The sequence below is a fragment of the Metapseudomonas boanensis genome, assembly GCF_042232855.1.
Classification (GTDB): Bacteria; Pseudomonadota; Gammaproteobacteria; order Pseudomonadales; family Pseudomonadaceae; genus Metapseudomonas; species Metapseudomonas boanensis.
This window is the reverse complement of sequence record NZ_CP113889.1, coordinates 3,403,856-3,420,130: the sequence shown is the minus strand read 5'-3', so window position 1 is coordinate 3,420,130 and position 16,275 is coordinate 3,403,856. Positions and strand designations below refer to the sequence as shown.

The 16,275-nt window shown below is 62.4% G+C and carries 16 protein-coding genes; 6 read left to right on the top strand and 10 right to left on the bottom strand.

From position 1 onward, the window contains the following. Positions 1–53 precede the first annotated feature (53 nt). Positions 54–719, bottom strand: coding sequence for a maleylacetoacetate isomerase (maiA, locus tag OXH74_RS15910; RefSeq protein WP_375737841.1), 666 nt, complete (start codon positions 717–719; stop codon positions 54–56). Positions 720–782: 63 nt separating this feature from the next. Continuing rightward, complete coding sequence (locus OXH74_RS15905; RefSeq protein WP_375737840.1) at positions 783–911, bottom strand: hypothetical protein; 129 nt, start codon at positions 909–911, stop codon at positions 783–785. Between the two features lie 371 nt (positions 912–1,282). Between OXH74_RS15905 and OXH74_RS15900 the strand changes: the two genes are divergently transcribed. Together OXH74_RS15900 and OXH74_RS15895 are read left to right on the top strand one after the other, a co-directional pair. Continuing rightward, entirely contained in the window at positions 1,283–2,374 is a 1,092-nt protein-coding gene (locus tag OXH74_RS15900; RefSeq protein WP_375737839.1) for a helix-turn-helix transcriptional regulator, read from the top strand. 194 nt (positions 2,375–2,568) lie between these two features. After that, positions 2,569–3,438: a class I SAM-dependent methyltransferase gene (locus tag OXH74_RS15895; protein WP_375737838.1), complete on the top strand. Its 870-nt coding sequence runs from the start codon at positions 2,569–2,571 to the stop codon at positions 3,436–3,438. Positions 3,439–3,457: 19 nt separating this feature from the next. On the opposite strand, the gene OXH74_RS15890 is transcribed toward OXH74_RS15895, so the two are convergent. The 5 genes from OXH74_RS15890 to OXH74_RS15870 all read right to left on the bottom strand — a co-directional run bounded on the left by OXH74_RS15890 (position 3,458) and on the right by OXH74_RS15870 (position 7,838). Then, on the bottom strand, positions 3,458–5,236 hold the full coding sequence (locus tag OXH74_RS15890) for an ABC transporter ATP-binding protein (protein WP_375737837.1): 1,779 nt from the start codon (positions 5,234–5,236) through the stop codon (positions 3,458–3,460). Further along, a complete protein-coding gene (locus tag OXH74_RS15885; RefSeq protein ID WP_375741629.1) occupies positions 5,229–5,831 on the bottom strand; it encodes a DsbA family protein in 603 nt (200 codons plus the stop codon). Before OXH74_RS15885 ends, OXH74_RS15890 begins: the two co-directional genes overlap by 8 nt. A gap of 38 nt (positions 5,832–5,869) precedes the next feature. Next, complete coding sequence (locus OXH74_RS15880; protein ID WP_215376338.1) at positions 5,870–6,805, bottom strand: rhodanese-related sulfurtransferase; 936 nt, start codon at positions 6,803–6,805, stop codon at positions 5,870–5,872. A gap of 204 nt (positions 6,806–7,009) precedes the next feature. Next, a complete protein-coding gene (locus tag OXH74_RS15875) occupies positions 7,010–7,315 on the bottom strand; it encodes a BolA family transcriptional regulator (protein WP_215376341.1) in 306 nt (101 codons plus the stop codon). A gap of 13 nt (positions 7,316–7,328) precedes the next feature. After that, positions 7,329–7,838 carry a DUF2059 domain-containing protein gene (locus OXH74_RS15870; protein WP_215376344.1) on the bottom strand — a complete coding sequence of 170 codons (510 nt, stop codon included), beginning with the start codon at positions 7,836–7,838 and terminating at the stop codon, positions 7,329–7,331. A 285-nt stretch (positions 7,839–8,123) separates the two neighbouring features. Between OXH74_RS15870 and OXH74_RS15865 the strand changes: the two genes are divergently transcribed. The 3 genes from OXH74_RS15865 to OXH74_RS15855 all read left to right on the top strand — a co-directional run bounded on the left by OXH74_RS15865 (position 8,124) and on the right by OXH74_RS15855 (position 11,221). Beyond that, positions 8,124–9,137: a DUF2804 domain-containing protein gene (locus OXH74_RS15865; RefSeq protein ID WP_375737836.1), complete on the top strand. Its 1,014-nt coding sequence runs from the start codon at positions 8,124–8,126 to the stop codon at positions 9,135–9,137. Between the two features lie 73 nt (positions 9,138–9,210). Beyond that, on the top strand, positions 9,211–10,605 hold the full coding sequence (locus OXH74_RS15860) for a class II fumarate hydratase (protein WP_375737835.1): 1,395 nt from the start codon (positions 9,211–9,213) through the stop codon (positions 10,603–10,605). After that, the gene (locus OXH74_RS15855) at positions 10,598–11,221 is read left to right on the top strand and encodes an NAD(P)H-dependent oxidoreductase (protein ID WP_215376354.1); all 624 of its coding nucleotides are present in this window, start codon (positions 10,598–10,600) and stop codon (positions 11,219–11,221) included. The genes OXH74_RS15860 and OXH74_RS15855 overlap by 8 nt, the downstream gene beginning before the upstream one ends. Before the next feature lie 288 nt (positions 11,222–11,509). On the opposite strand, the gene OXH74_RS15850 is transcribed toward OXH74_RS15855, so the two are convergent. Continuing rightward, positions 11,510–12,478 carry a DMT family transporter gene (locus tag OXH74_RS15850; protein WP_215376357.1) on the bottom strand — a complete coding sequence of 323 codons (969 nt, stop codon included), beginning with the start codon at positions 12,476–12,478 and terminating at the stop codon, positions 11,510–11,512. A gap of 200 nt (positions 12,479–12,678) precedes the next feature. Here OXH74_RS15850 and OXH74_RS15845 point away from each other — a divergent pair, with 200 nt between their 5' ends. Further along, on the top strand, positions 12,679–12,888 hold the full coding sequence (locus tag OXH74_RS15845) for a DUF6316 family protein (protein ID WP_375737834.1): 210 nt from the start codon (positions 12,679–12,681) through the stop codon (positions 12,886–12,888). 472 nt (positions 12,889–13,360) lie between these two features. Here OXH74_RS15845 and OXH74_RS15840 read toward each other — a convergent pair whose 3' ends face one another. Both OXH74_RS15840 and pap read right to left on the bottom strand, forming a co-directional pair. After that, positions 13,361–14,545: a thiolase family protein gene (locus OXH74_RS15840; protein WP_375737833.1), complete on the bottom strand. Its 1,185-nt coding sequence runs from the start codon at positions 14,543–14,545 to the stop codon at positions 13,361–13,363. 104 nt (positions 14,546–14,649) lie between these two features. Beyond that, complete coding sequence (gene pap / locus OXH74_RS15835; RefSeq protein ID WP_375737832.1) at positions 14,650–16,137, bottom strand: polyphosphate:AMP phosphotransferase; 1,488 nt, start codon at positions 16,135–16,137, stop codon at positions 14,650–14,652. Positions 16,138–16,275 lie beyond the last annotated feature (138 nt).

The window sequence follows — 16,275 nt, the reverse complement described above, 5'->3', positions numbered from 1 at the left end:
TTGAACCCACCGAGCTTGTGGCCCGGTAGACGTTTGCAAGGCAGGTAGACCTCTTACTGCGCGTCTGGCTGCACCTCCGGAGCGGCATTCCTGAACGCTTCGAGGGTTTCGCAGCGTGCAGCGATATCGAGGATGCGCGGATAGCCCGACAAGTCACAGTTGAAGCGCCGCGCGTTATACAACTGAGGAATCAGGCAGGCCTCCAGATAGCCCGGCCGCGTGCCCAGGGAAAGCTTGCCGCCGAATACCTCCAGGCCCCGCTCGACTGCCGCCAGGCCGGTCTCGACCCAATGGCGGTACCAAGTGTCCTTGGCCTCGTCTGACACGCCCAGCTCACCGGTGAGGTACTGGAGTACGCGCAGGTTGTTCAACGGGTGGATGTCGCATGCGATGTGTTGGGCCAGCGACCGCACCTGGGCGCGATGCGCCGGGTCGGCGGGCAGCAGGGACGGCACCGGGAAGACCTCCTCCAGGTATTCGAGGATCGCCAGGGACTGGGCGATGCGCACCTCTCCCCCGGCATTGCCACCATCAATCAGCAGAGGCACGAGCCCCTGGGGATTCAGTTCGCGATAGGCCGGCTGGTGCTGCTGGCCACCGTCCTTGACTAGGTGCACCGCGATCTGGCGGTAGACCAGGCCCTTGAGATTGAGAGCGATACGGACGCGGTAAGCGGCACTCGAACGCCAGTAGCCGTAGAGGGTCAGTTCTGTATTCATGAGGGCTCCAACAGCCGTTGCCGAGCATTTGAACGCAGGGCAGCGAGGCTTGGTTTTCAGGGATCAGACGACCTGGATCATGCCACGGTGCGGTTGCGGGATGCCTTCGGCATCAGGGGAGGTGAATTTGATGAACGCCAAGGCGTCGCTACCCATCGGGTTGGATTGCTCGATCAGGGTCACGGCGTACATCCGGCCTCCTCGTCTTATTCTTCTGTGCGGCTCGCTGCCTGTGCAGCGGTAGCGCCCTGGATGACCCAATCACACTCTCTGCCAGGTGCTTGAACAAGCGGCTCTAAGCACAGGCGAACGCTCGCAACCACGAGAATCGGCAAGTTTTCCTTACAGGTAAAAACATTCATTGATGGCCCCTGCAAAACGCCCTGATTTCGTAACGAATTATTTACAAGCTGTCTAACCAGGCTTCCAGACGGAACAGCGGTCACCCACGGACACCCCGACCAATGGTGGTTTGCAGGATGGGTTGCGCCGTGCCATATGAAGGCGACACGCCATTACACCGTATCGAGCGACAGCCGAAGGGACCGCGGACAATGCCAAGAATGGATGACAACCGCCTGTACGATGAACTCGTCAACCTGTGCTACGAATGCGTGCTCGACCCTGACACCTGGCGCCCCCTGCTCGACCGCCTGGTCATGAGCAGCGGGCATCAACAAGGCGCGCTCCTGTTCCTCGACCAGCGGGAAAATCGCCCGCAGGTCACCTCGATTCACCTGTGCGACCCGGCCAGCGTGGAGGCCTACAACAGCTACTACCACCAGTTCGATCCGGCCAAGGAGAAGCTGGTCCCGCGCCCGGTTGGCAGCTGGTATCACGACCTGGAAGACCTGGGACCACAGCGCATCCGCCGCGACCTCTACTACCAGGAATTCCACATCCCCTACGGCATGCACCACATTTCCTGCATCAAGCTCCATGAGCAGACTGACTCAGGCGTCTACCTGTCATTGCTCACGGCCGTCGGTGCAGCCTTGCCGGACAGTCGCCACCGAGACCTGCTGATGCGCCTCAGCCCGCACCTGCTCAGGGCTGCACGGATGTCCAAGCGGCTCGAGAACCTGGAACTGGAAGTGGCCAAGCGCGACCTGCTGCTCGACCGCCACCAGACCCCGGTGTGGCTGCTCAGTGATGATGGCCGCCTGGCGTTCTGTAACCGCGAGGCAGAAAAACGCTTGGCTCAACCGGCGTTCACCTTGCACATGCGTAGCGGACGGCTGCACTGCAATGGGCAGGATTCCCGCCTGCAGGCGCTGGTTCGCCAAGCTGGCGGCCGTGATGGCGCACGCCGCGCCGGATGGCTGCAACTGCGCGGAGAGCCGCCGGCCAGCCTGCTGGTGACGCCGGTCCCCACCGAATCAGGCCTTGCCAACCTGGGGCACGGCCCCCTGGTCATGCTGGCCCTGCTTGAGCAGCGCCTGCAAACGCAGCTCCTGGCCGAACTCTTTCAACTGACCCCGGCCGAACAACGCCTCGCGGACCTGCTGGCCCGGGGCATGACACCCGAAGCCTGCGCCGAACAGCTGAAGGTTTCGATCAATACCGTACGCACCCAGCTGCGCGCCCTCTTCCGCAAGACTGAAACCGAACGCCAGGCCGAGCTGATGAATCTCTTCGCCCGCCTGCAGGCCTAGGTTCCCGAGTAACTCTGTGGCCCCCCAACGACCGGTCGGCTTCGCCGTTGCTGCACAGTCGCCACTTTCATTCACATGAATGATGGCACCTGCGTGGCCATCTACTAACGTCCTGTTCGTAATGACGGCCTCGCATTCGTTGCAAGGAAGCCCTCACGGGTCGAGGAGCCACGTACAACCAGTGGAGGTGGCCGGTGGACGAGATTGGCGAACAGGAAGACCTGGAACAAACCATCAAGCAAATCGAGCTAGAACGGCTCCGATTGTGCCTGGACAAGCCGCGAGCCGATCCGACGAACTCGCCGGCCGAGACGGGCAATGTCCTGCCCTTCCCCACTCGCTTTCGCGCCAGGGCCAGCTTGCGGTGCGGCAACCCCCTCTTGCTCGACTACCTCTTCGGCATCGGCAACGAGGGCATCAGCGGCCTGCCCGACAAACAGTCGCGGCAGCTATTCCATTACGCCACCACCGCCCCGGCCGCCCGGGCACTACGCTGTCGCCGCAGAATCATTGCGCGTGCGCTGGACGATACCTGCGCCCAGCCCGGCAAACAGGCCCGCGTGCTGTGCATTGCCGGCGGACACTTCCGCGAAGTGGAGCTTTCCCGCGCCCTGCGGCATGGTCAGTTCGCTGAAATGTGCGTCTTCGACGACGATGAAACCTGCCTGGCGACCGTTCGAAGCAGCTATGGATCGCTGGGAGTCACGACCTTGCAGGGCACTCTGGAACAGCTGCTGGCCGGGCAGTTCGAGTTCGATGGATTCGACCTGGTGTATTCCGCCGGGCTTTGCGAACTGCTGGACGACCGCACCTGCGAACGCCTGGCGCAGCGCCTGTTCCATGCGGTGAAGCCGGGAGGCCGCCTGCTGCTGGGCAACATGCGACCGGGCATTTCCGCAATCGGTTTCCTGGAAGGTCTGCTGGACTGGCACCCGCACTACCGACAGGACTCACGCATGCTCGGACTGCTGGACGGCATCGACTGCAACGAGATTGCCTCGGCACGGGTATTCCATGACGTCGGCCAGCGCGTCGTCTTCCTGGAAGCCGTGCGCTACGGATAAGCCGGAGCACCCCGGCCACTCAGTTCTGCAGGTGGCCGTAAAGCTTGGCGTAAAGCCCGCCCACGGCGATCAACTGCTGGTGATCACCGTCTTCGGCGATATGCCCACCGTCGAATACCAGCACGCGATCGGCCTGCTTAACCGCCGACAGCCTGTGGGCAATGATCAGCGTGGTGCGGCCATTGAGGAAGGTGCCAAGGGCCTGGTGCAAGGCGTACTCGGTGGCAGCGTCCAGGGCTGAAGTGGCCTCGTCGAGGATCACCACCTTGGGCTCGGCGAGCACCATCCGGGCAATCGCCAGGCGCTGGCGCTGGCCGCCCGAAAGGCGCACACCGGAACGGCCGACGACAGTCTCCAACCCTTGCGGCAAGGCCCGGATGGTGTCGGCCAACTGGGCGATTTCCAAGGCCCGCCAGCAGGCCTGATCACAGCGTTCGCGGCCCATGGTCAGGTTGGCGCGGACGCTGTCATTGAACAGGGCGGGATGCTGCAGCACCACCGCGACATTGTCCCGTACCTGGGACAGGCCGATTTCCTCCAGCCGGCAACCACCGAAGCGAATGCTGCCCGCCTGGGCCCGGTAGAGGCCGAGCAACAGCTGCACCAACGTGCTCTTGCCACCACCGCTGGCGCCGACGATGGCCACCTTTTCGCCCGGGGCGATGGACAGGTCGAGGCCGTCGAGCACCGGCTCATCGGAGTACGCGAAGCGCAGGCCGCTGACCTCGATACCGACGGTGTCGCGCCCTTTGAATGGGTCCAGCGCGGGGACGTATTGCGGCTCGTCGGCCCGCGCCAGCAACTCGTTGATACGTCCCTGGGCCGCGCCGGCAGCGTAATAGGAGTACTGCAGGCCCAAGAGCTGCTCAACCGGGCCGATCATGAACCAGAGGTAGCTGAACACCGCGAGCATCTGGCCGATCGAGAGATCGGAGAACAGCACCGTCAGCATCGCCGCGGCGCGGAAGAAATCGATACCGAACTGGAACAGCAGGCCACTGGTGCGGGCTGACGCGTCGCTTTTCCACTGCGAGGCCACGGCATAGTCGCGGACTTCCTGGGCACGCTGGCCAAGCCGACCGAAGAAGAAGCCCTGGCGATTGCTGGCGCGCACCTCCTGGATTGCCTCAAGGGTTTCCGTCAATGCCTGGGTAAAGCGCGCGGTGCTGTCGTTCTCCAGCTTCTTCAGGTGCTTGACTCTCTTGCCGAGCTGCACCGTGGCGTAGATCACCAGCGGGTTGAACAGCAGGATCAGCAGCGCCAGTTGCCAATGCATCCAGACCAGGATCGCCGCCGTTCCGGTCAGCGTGAGCACCGCCACCAGGAAACGACTAAGGGTCTCACCGACGAACTTGTCGAGGGTATCCAGGTCCGTCACCAGGTGGGCGGTGACGGTACCGCTCCCCAAGCTCTCGTATTCGCCCAGGGAGATACGTTTCAGTCTATCGATCAGGCGGATGCGGATGCGGTAGACGATGTCCTTGGCCAATTGCGCGAACAGGCGGGCCTGCAGGACGTTGAACACCAGAGCCATGCCACGCAGCACCAGGGTCGTCAGCAGCATCAGGCCGATGTAGCCGGTGGCATTCTCCCAGGCAAGGGGCAGAAAGTTATCCATGAAACGCAGAGCGGCATCACCCCGCTCGAGCAGCACTTCATCTACCAGCAGCGGTAGCAGTAGCGGGATCGGCACGCTGCAGAGCGTAGCCAGCACGGCCGCCAGGTTGGCCAGCCAAAGGGCCTTCTTGTGGCGCAGGGCCAGACGGCGGATCTCCGCCCAGCTCAAGCGATCAGGCATGGAGACCTCGCTCCAGCCAGCGCTCCAGCAAGGGGGCAAGCTCGTCCAGAGGCTGATAGCCGTTGGTCAGCAGCGCCAACTGGCCATTGCGCTCAGCCAGCAACGTCGGGAAACCGGCAATGCCCAGGTCCTGGACCCAAGTGAAATCCGCCGCAGTGGCCTCACGGGTGGCAGCCGCGTCGAAGGCCTCGGCGAACTCGATGCGTGGAATGCCCACCTGCTCGGCCAGTTCAACCAGGGTGGAGGCCTGGGTCACGTCGCGCCCCTCGGCATAAAAAGCATGCTGGATGCGGCGCACCAAGGGCCACACGGCTGCGGGATCGAGACCTCGAACCGCGACCAGTGCCCGGCAGGCCGGCTCGGTGTCATAGACGAAGCCGTCAGGCAGGGCACCCTCGAAACGGAAGGGCTGGCCAGTGGCCTGATGCACGGCTTGCCAATGCTCGAGGATATAGCACCGAGTATTCATATCCAGGGCCGAACCATGGCCGGCTCGCAGGCCGCCCGCCACCAGGTGCAGCGGCACACCGGCGGCCTTGGCTCGCGTGGCGAGGGCTTCGGCGACCGGAGCAAAACCCCAGCACCAGGAGCACATCGGATCCATCACGTACAGCAGGCGAGCCTTGGACACGCTTACATCTCCGTTGCTTGGCGGGGGTCGCGGCCGATCGGGTGAGGCAAGTTGCGCGCCTTGGCGAGCTCGATCTGCTTCTGCCGCTCTCGAGCACTGGCACGGGTCTTCTCACTCAGGCTGTCCCAGCAGTGCGGGCAGCTGATCCCCGGTGCGTAATGCGGCGATTGGCGATCCTCGACCGAAATCGGGTTACGGCAAGCATGGCACTGGTCGTAATCCCCTTCAGAAAGATCGTGGCGCACAGTGACCCGATTGTCGAAAACAAAACAGTCACCACGCCAGAGGGTTTCCTCCTGGGGCACTTCTTCCATGTACTTGAGAATGCCGCCCTTGAGGTGGAAAACCTCCTCAAAGCCTTCGTTCAGCATGTAGCTGGACGCCTTTTCGCAGCGGATGCCGCCCGTGCAGAACATGGCGACCTTCTTGTGCTTGGCCGGGTCGTAATGGGCCTTGATGTAGTCCGGGAACTCGCGGAAGGATTTGGTTCTGGGATCGACCGCCCCTTCGAAAGTGCCGATGGCCACTTCGTAGTCGTTGCGGGTATCGATCAGCAGCACCTCGGGGTCGCTGATCAGGGCGTTCCAGTCCTTCGGCTCGACATAGGTGCCGACCTGCTGGTTCGGGTCAACACCCGGTACGCCGAGGGTGACGATTTCCTTCTTCAGCTTGACCTTGGTGCGATAGAAGGGTTGCTCGGTGCAGTAGGACTCCTTGTGGTCCAGGTCTGCCAGGCGCGGATCGGCCTTGAGCCAGGCGAGCAACGCGTCTATGCCTTCGCGGGTGCCGGAAACAGTGCCGTTGATGCCCTCTTCGGCCAGCAGCAACGTGCCTTTGATGCCGTTGTCGGTGAGGGTCTTGAGCAGGGGTTCGCGCAGCGCAACGTAGTCCTTCAGAGAGACGAACTTGTACAGCGCCGCAACAACGATCTGGGTCATGCGGGTATTTCCTCCAGTGGTCGCCCGCGTAAGGGGCGGACCGGGGTGATAGAAACGACTGCGCCGGCTTGGCCGGCGCGGTGCGAAGTCTACCAAAAAGCCACAGCCTGCTGGCTGCATGAAAAGGTCTCAGGTGCCCAACGGGCACCCACAAACCTGCTTCAGGATCTCGCGAGCTGCGGCCAGCGGATCCTGGAGCAGGTTTCAATGGTCGTGCTTACTGCCGCCCTTGCACGTCGGCGAGTCCGGTGCCGCGCCCTGCTCCACCCACTCATCGGGCGTGTAGGTGTGCAGGGCCAGGGCATGGATCTGCCCCATCAGCTCGCCCATGGCGGCGTAGACCGCCTGGTGGCGCTTGACGACGCGGAGTCCTTCGAACCGTGGGCTGACGATCACCGCCTTGTAGTGGGTTTCCAGGCCACGGCTGTGCATATGGCTTTCGTCCAGCACGTCGAGGTGCTGGGGTTCGAGCGCTTGCAGGGCGACCAGGATGCGATCACGCATGGACATGCTGCTTCTCCACTCAGGGCTTTTTCTTATCCTGGGGGGCCAGCTCGCCGGTCATGTCGCTGAGCAGCTTGTTGACCTCGGGCACGGCACTCTCCAGGCGGCTCTGGGTGAGCTGGGCGGATTGCTGGGTGAGCGCGGGCATCTTCTCCAGCACCTTCTTGCCCAGCGGCGATTCGTAAAAGGCGATCAGGTCCTTGAGCTCGCTCTCGCTGAAGTTGCTGGTGTAGAGCTTCACCAGATCCGGCCTCAGCTTGTCCCAACCGACGGCCTTGTCCAGGGCAGCATTGGCCTTGGCCTGGTAACTCTCGAGGGTGGCCTTCTTCGCGGCAGGCGCCTTGGTTTGCTCGAAGCGCTGGGCGAACATTTGCTGGACCTGGGCGTATACGGGCACGGTCAGCTTGTCCGCATGGGCAAGCTTCAGGAAGCGCTCGGCATTGGCAGCGTGGCTAGCAGCGTCGGCCAGGACCTGGCCGCTGGCGCAAGCCAGCAGGACGGCAGTGCAGAGTACGCGGAACTTGGTCATCGGGTTTCCTTGTCTGGACAGGGCTGGGGTTGTGCCCGGAAGTCGGTCATTCTGCGCTCAAGCCGTTACCAGGCTCAAGCCGCCAGGTTCAGACATCATCCCGGCGAAAATGTGCGCGACCAGACACCACTGAATGATTGCCAAAGTGCCATCACTTGCTCATGATTTCGCGCCGTGGGCATGCTTGCGTTCATTCGGCATCAACCGCAGCTCATTGGCGAGGCTTCCCAAGCCTTTGTAGCCTGGATCGCATAGCGCCACCCAGCACACACATGGACGTGCCTGATGAATAGCCCTATTTCGGCCCTGTATGCTTCCGGGCTCAACAACTTGTGTGACCCTCAAGGTAAGCTCGACCCGGCCGCCATCGGCTGGTCCAGCCGCCCGAGGCTCAACTGCGCCATCCCTGGGCATTTCGGCCGTCGCAAGCGCTGGAACCACTGGTGCGTCACGACTCCGCATTGGATGTTGTCGCTGACCCTGGCCGATCTCGACTTCATTGGTTATGGCGCCGCCTATTTCCTCGACCTCAACAGCGGCAGATCCGTAGCCCACACCCAGCTGCGCGCCTTCGCCCGTGGCTGTTCATTGCCTGATTTACCCCTGGAAAGCCATGAATTCCAGCATCCACGGCTGCACATCAAAGTGGAAGAACACCCGGGCCGCCTCCGTCTGACCGTCGCAGCACCGTCTATCGGCGGCCAGCCGCTGCAAGTGGCGCTGGACGTGCAGCGCCCTGCACATCTGGACTCGGTCAACCTGGTCGCCCCGCTGGCAGGGAAAGGCTTCCATGCCTGCAGCCGGCAACTGGGCTTGCCAGCAAGCGGCGGCGTGCAGCTGGGCGATAGCCACTTTGACTGCGCACCTGGCCAGAGCTTCGCTGCTCTGGATTTCGGTCGTGGCATCTGGCCCTTCAAGAGCCATTGGACCCGCGCCGCGTTCGCCGGCCCAGGTGGTATCGCTGGCAACTTTGGATCAGGCTGGACCGACGCCAGCGGATTAACGGAAAACGCCCTGTGGTTCGGCGGCAAGCTGTCCAAACTGGACCGTCCGGTGCAAATCATTCAGGACACCTTCTCGCCATTGGCCCCTTGGCGACTCGAGACCGCTTGTCGGCGAGTGGAGCTCACTTTCAGTCCTCTGCACCTGCACCATGCCCGCCCCCGCCTGGGCCCGATCTACGCCGATACACGCCAGTGGTTCGGCCGTTACGACGGTATGCTGCGTAGCCCGGTGGGGGAGCGCGTGCCGGTCACGAACGTCCAGGGCTGGCTAGGCGCGACCCATGCGCGCTGGTAATCGCCTCGGCCTATTGAACCGAGTGCTCGAGATACGGCCTAAACTGCGGATTCAATAACCCGGAGAACGTGCCATGAGCCGCTCAGAAACCGACAGCCTGGGTTCCGTGGAAGTCGCCGACGAGGCCTACTGGGGCGCCCAGACCCAGCGCTCCCTGGAGAACTTCGCCATTGGTGCCGAGCGTATGCCGCTTGCCATCATCCATTCGCTGGCGCTGATCAAGAAGGCCGCTGCGCGCGTCAACGGCCGTGATGGTGACCTTCCGCCGAATGTCGCCCGGCTGATCGAACAAGCCGCCGACGAAGTGCTCGCCGGCAAACACGACAGCCAGTTCCCCCTGGTGGTCTGGCAGACCGGCAGCGGCACCCAGAGCAACATGAACGTCAACGAAGTCATTGCCGGCCGCGCCAACGAACTGGCCACCGGTAGCCGTGGCGGCAAAACCCCGGTGCACCCCAATGACCACGTGAATTTCGCACAGAGCTCCAATGACTGCTTCCCTACCGCGATGCACATCGCTGTCGCCCGGGCGGTCCAGCATGACCTGCTGCCGGCCATCGGCGAACTCTCCGGAGGTCTCGCCGAGCAGTCGGTACGGCACGCCCATCTGGTGAAGACCGGGCGCACCCACATGATGGATGCGACCCCTATTACCTTCGGCCAGGAGCTTTCGGCCTTCGTCGCCCAACTCGACTACGCCGATAAAGCCATTCGCGCAACCCTGCCCATGGTGCTCGAACTGGCCCAGGGCGGGACCGCTGTCGGCACCGGCCTGAACGCCCCGCATGACTTCGCAGCCGCCATGGCAGCGGAACTGGCTGCGCTCACCGGCTTTCACTTCATTTCCGCACCCAACAAGTTCGCCGCACTGGCTGGCCATGAGCCGTTGGTCGCCTTATCCGGCGCCCTGAAGACGCTTGCAGTGGCCCTGATGAAAATCGCCAATGACCTGCGCCTGCTGGGCTCCGGCCCACGCGCCGGATTCGCCGAGGTGAAACTGCCGGCCAACGAACCAGGCAGTTCGATCATGCCCGGCAAGGTCAACCCGACCCAGTGCGAAGCCCTTTCGATGCTGGTTTGCCAGGTCCTCGGCAATGACGCGACCATAAGCTTCGCCGCGAGCCAGGGGCATCTGCAACTGAACGTGTTCAAACCGGTGATCGCGCACAACATCCTGCAGTCCATCCGCCTGTTGGCCGATGGCTGCCGCAACTTCCAGCAGCACTGTGTGGCCGGATTGCAGCCCGACGCCGGGCGCATGGCCGAGCATTTGGAACGAGGCCTGATGCTGGTCACCGCACTGAACCCGCACATTGGCTACGACAAGGCCGCGCAGATCGCCAAGAAGGCTTATGCCGAAAACACGACGCTGCGCGAAGCAGCCCTGCAACTGGGCTACCTGACCGCCGAAGAATTCGACACCTGGGTACGCCCGGAAAGCATGCTGGAGGCGGGTCACCATGGCTGACGGAGCGAAACACGGCGCCACCCCGCTGGAAGGCGATGGCAAGCGCATTCTGATGATCCTTGGCACTCCCAAAGGCGGCAGTCTCTGCCATGCCTTGAGCGAAGCCTATGCCCAGGGCGCACGCAGCGAAGGCCATGTGGTACGAATGCTCAAGCTGGGAGAGCTGGAGTTCGACCCGGTCCTGCGCGAAGGCTATGACCGGAGCCAGAACCTCGAGCCGGACCTGCTGGAAGCCCAGCGGCAGATCCACTGGGCCGAGCACCTGGTGTTCATTTATCCAGTCTGGTGGGGAGGCCTGCCTGCCCTGCTCAAGGGTTTCTTCGACCGAGTGTTCCTACCCGGCTTCGCCTTCCGCTATCGCGGGCAGTCATCCCAGGCCTGGGACAAGTTGCTGAGCGGCCGCACGGCGGACCTTCTGGTGACGCTGGATACCCCACCCTGGTACTTCCGTTGGATCTACGGGGCGCCGGCCCATCGGCAGATGGTGCGCACCATACTCGGTTTCTGCGGCATCAAGACTCGCCGCCTTACCGAATTCTCCCCTGTACGACCCTCATCGGAAGAGCAGCGACAGACCTGGCTGCGCAAGGCCGAGACCCTCGGTACTCGCTGCTGAGCCTCGAGCCTCACGCAACTTTTCGCGAATGAATTGGCCATGTCCCAGTTGAGTGTTGAAACTGGCTGAACCCCCTGTAGGAGCGAGCTTGCTCGTGAATCGCGAGCTTTTCGCGAGCAAGCACTCGGCGTTCCCCTTGCTTCTGTGAGGCTCCTCGCTCGACGCTCCATTCCTGGCCACAGCGAGTGCAGACAGAGCTGTTGAATTCGCTTGTATGTCCTGGGGTGAAACCTGTCGGGGGCGCAGAGCGCGAATTCATTCGCGAATCAGGACCGAGCCCCACTTGTCTCAATCGCTCGGCAGGACCGCTGCCTGAATCCGCCGTGCCCGCCAGCTGTTCATCAGGGAGGGTGCCAGCGCCGTCAGGGCCGAGCCGAGTACAACCAGCATCGCGCCGCCGTAGGCGATGCCATTGACCAGCTCGGGCTGAACATGGTCCGGCCACAGGTAGGCAGCAGCGGCCACGGAGGCAAAGGTCACCAGCGGGGTGATCGCCAGCGTAGCGCTGACCCGCGAGGCCTCCCAATGCGCCAGCGCTTCAGCAAAGGCCCCATAGGCCACCAGGGTATTCAGGCAGCAGGCAAGTAGCAGCCAACCTTGCAGCGGGCTCAACTGGAGCAACTGCAGCGGGTGAGCCCACGGCGTCAGCAGTGCGGCGCATCCCAGGTAGATCACCATCATCACCTGAGGCGAGCTCCAGACCGTCAACAATTGCTTCTGCGCCAGGCCATAGAAGGTCCAGACGAACGCCGAAAGCAGGATCACCAGAACGCCGACGGTGTACTGGGTCATGGAGGTGAACAACTCCTCCAGGCGCTGGTTGAAGAACAACCCGAAACCCAGAACGGTTACCAGCAGCCCGACCACCTGCCCCAGGCTGAAGCTTTCCTTGAAGAAGAACAGGCTGCTCAACAGGAACAGGATCGGCGCCACCTGGATCACCAGCTGAGTCGTTCCCGGACTGAGCATTTTCAGCCCCATCAGGTAGAACACGTAGTTACCCACCAACCCGCCGATGGCCAGGGCAAGCAACCACCCGCCGCGCGCTCCGAGTGGCCGCAAAGGCGGCAAGCGACGCGTCGCAGACAGGAAGAGAAACAGCAGGGTGCCGGACACCACCAGGCGGTACCAGGTAACCGTGACCGGGTCCATGGTCTGCAGAACGGTTTTCAGCTTGATCGGCAGGACGCCCCAGAGCACGGCAGTCACAAGGGCGAGGAACAGGCCGTAGAGCCAACGGCCAGAGGAGATATGCATACGCACCTCAGCGGGGCCCTGGTCGGCACCATGCCTCCAGGGCGGGCACACATTCTAGGCTCCGCAACAGTAGCGGCACAGGAACAGTTCAGCGGACTTGCGGATCGAAACTGTACCAGTCGGGCCACCCGTCGCCTGCCAATGCAGGTGCGTTGGCGCTGATTAAACTTCAAAGATGGGTTTTGAAAGGAGATGGTCCGATGTTGGCTCAACGCGAAACTGATGCAGCAATCGGCACCCATTACCGGAGCGAACGGGTCAGCTCAGTGAATGGACAGTATTTCTTCGCAACCCGCGAGGGGACTCTCGAGGGCCCCTTCTTCACGCGGGTGGATGCCGAGCGGGCGGTACAGCGCTATATCGGCCGAATGCATCAGGCCCAGGCGATCCTCACCGGGCGGGCGCGTTAAGGGGCAAGCTGAAGCAGTACGTCAGGGTTGCTTTCAGCCGACCAGCGAGCCCAACGGTCAGCGGTTGCTCACGCCACCCTCACGCGAACAGGGTCAATTGCAAAGCCCGGCACAAGGCCGTAATGCTGTTCACATAAGAAAAAACGCCGCTTTTCCTTCAGCAGGAGGGCGGCGTTTTTGGCTTTACACCATCACGCAGTTGTTTCTGGTGGGCAGGTATCTCTCGTAGGAGCGAGCTCTGCTCGCGAACCCGCCTCCTTCGCGAGCAGAGCTCGCTCCTACGGGGCCTTCAGCTTGGTAGCCCGGATGAAATCGGGGAAAAGCCCAACCGCTGCACCCGGATTCATCCGGACTACGAGGTGGCAGACTGCTCCGAAGGCCGATCACGCCCCTCCTCATATGCGCTGCCGCCAATGCCTAAGTGAGCAGCATTACGGCACAAGGCCGGGCTTCGATCATTGATCTGATCGGCTCAGCGCACCGCCTCGAACAACCCGGTAGCGCCCATGCCCCCGCCTACGCACATGGTAACGATACCGTAGCGCTTGCCGCGACGTTGTAGCTCACGCACCAGATGGCCGACCTGCCGTGAGCCGGTCATGCCGAATGGATGGCCGATGGAGATGGAACCGCCGTTGACGTTGTACTTCTCGTTATCGATACCCAGGCGATCACGCGCATAGAGGCACTGCGAGGCAAAGGCCTCGTTGAGCTCCCAGAGGTCGATGTCGTCGACCGACAGACCGCGCGCCTTCAGTAGCTTGGGCACGGAAAACACCGGGCCGATGCCCATCTCGTCAGGCTCGCAGCCAGCCACGGTGAAGCCGCGAAAAAAAGCCTTTGGCTTGAGGCCGAGTTCGATGGCCTTGTCCAGACTCATCAGAAGCGTCATCGAGGCGCCGTCGGACAGCTGCGAGGAGTTGCCGGCAGTCACCGAGCCATCTTCGGAGAAGACCGGCTTGAGGGACGCCAGGCCTTCCAGGGTCGTGTCCGCGCGGTTGCAGTCGTCGCGATCCACCACGGTGTCCATTACAGACTTTTCGCCGGTGGCCTTGTCCTCGACGAAGTACTTCACCGTCATCGGCACAATTTCGTCATCGAACAGTCCCTCGGCTTGAGCACGGGCTGTGCGCAGCTGGCTTTGCAGGGCATAAAGGTCCTGAGCCTCACGGGTGACGCCATAGCGGCGAGCGACAATCTCGGCAGTCTGTCCCATGGGGTAGTAGATGCCTGGATGCTGGGCCTTGAGCAGCGGGTTGACGAAATTGTCCTGATTGATGCTCTTGAGGGTCAGGGTGATGGACTCGACGCCACCGGCCACCATCACATCGCTGCAACCCGAGGCGATCTGGTTGGCCGCGATGGCGATGGCTTGCAGGCCGGAGGAGCAGTAGCGGTTGAGAGTCATGCCGGCGACCTGGATGCCCAGGCCCGACAGCACCGCCACGTTGCGGCCGATATTGTGGCCCTGAGCACCTTCGTTGGAGCCGGCGCCCACCACGCAGTCATCCACCAGCGCGGGGTCCAGTTCGTTGCGTGCAAGCAGGGCGTTCACGCAATGGGCGGCCATGTCGTCCGGCCGGGTCATGTTGAACTTGCCGCGAAAGGATTTGGCCAGACCAGTTCGCACGCTGTCGACTATCACCACTTCACGCATGACACACCTCGTTCTTGTTCGGATGGAAGGTGAGGCGAGGATAGTTCCTGCCAATACTTATCCACCACGATCATTCACTGGACGTATGCGCCGCCATCCCGCACTCATTTGCTCTTGAATGCAGCCTCCAGTGCCTCGTTGAGGGTGCGCAGCACTTTCACCCGTGCGAAGCGCTTGTCGTTTGCCTCCACCAGGGTCCAGGGCGCGATCTCGGTGCTGGTACGATCCACCATGTCGCCCACGGCATCCGCGTAGAGATCCCACTTGTCGCGATTGCGCCAGTCGTCTTCGGTGATCTTGTAACGCTTGAAAGCGATTTCCTCGCGCTCCTTGAAGCGCTGCATCTGGGTTTCCTTATCGATGGACAACCAGAACTTCACTAGCACGATGCCGTAGTTGTACAGCTGCTCCTCGAAGTCATTGATCTCGCCATAGGCACGCAGCCAATCGGACTGGGAGCAGAAACCCTCGACCCGCTCGACCAGCACCCGGCCATACCAGGAGCGGTCGAAGATGGTGAACTGTCCGCGCGCCGGCACATGGCGCCAGAAGCGCCAGAGATAGGGCTGCGCGCGCTCCTCCTCAGTAGGGGCGGCGACGGGCACCGTGCGGTACTGCCGCGGGTCCAGGGCGCCAGTGACCCGGCGGATCGCCCCACCCTTGCCAGCAGCGTCGTTGCCCTCGAACACCGCCATCAAGGCATGCCCACGCATGCGTTTGTCACGCATCAGGCCCGACAGCCGAGCTTGCTCGGTGGCCAGTTGTTCCTTGTACTCGTCCTTGTCCAGCGCACGGCTGAGGTCAAGGCTGGCCACCAGGTTTCGATTGTCCAGGCTAGCCACCAGCGGCGCTGCGTGAGGATGGTGTGCGCGCCGCTCGGTCACTTTAAGCGCGGCCTGCAGCCCCTCGAGGATGATCCGCCCAACGCTCAAGCTGCGATAGTTCTCGTCATAGCCCTCGATCACATACCAGGGCGCATAGTCACGGCTGGTGCGGCGCAGCACACGCTCACCGAAACGCACGAAACGGTCGTATACCTCGGTTTGTTTCCAGTCCAGCGGGCTGATCTGCCAACTGCGCTGCGGGTCCTTCTCCAGCGTCTTGAGGCGCTCCTTGAGTTGTTTCTTGGACAGGTGGAACCAGAACTTGAAAATCAGTGCCCCTTCGTCGCAGAGCATGCGTTCGAAGCTTTCCACCTCGCCGATGGCTTGGTCCAATCGGGCGTCCTTGATATCGCCTTCGACCCGCGCGTAGATCATCTGACTGTACCAATTGCCGAAGAAGATCCCGGTGGTGCCCTTGGGTGGCAATTTGCGCCAGAACCGCCACTGCGGCGGCCGCGCCAGCTCCTCGTCAGTGGGGAGCAGAAAGCTCTCGACGTGGATCAGGCGCGGGTCCATCCACTCGTTGAGCAGCTTGACCGTTTCGCCTTTGCCAGCGCCCTCGACACCGTTGATCAGGATGATCACCGGAAAGCGTGCCTGCTCCTTCAGCTCGAACTGCGCATCCAGCAGGGCTTCGCGCAGCTCCAGCACGGCCTTCTCATAGGTTTCCTTGTCAATGGAGTGGCCGATTTCAGCGGATTCGAACATGCAGACCTCCTTGGCTAATGAAGAAAAGGTAGCGGAAGCGCGACGGGATGTCTGGTGCGCCACCGCAGGGATGCACACATCGATCTGAATCTCGCAGTGCCCAGCCAATCCCTCCAATCGGCTACCATTCCCGCTTCG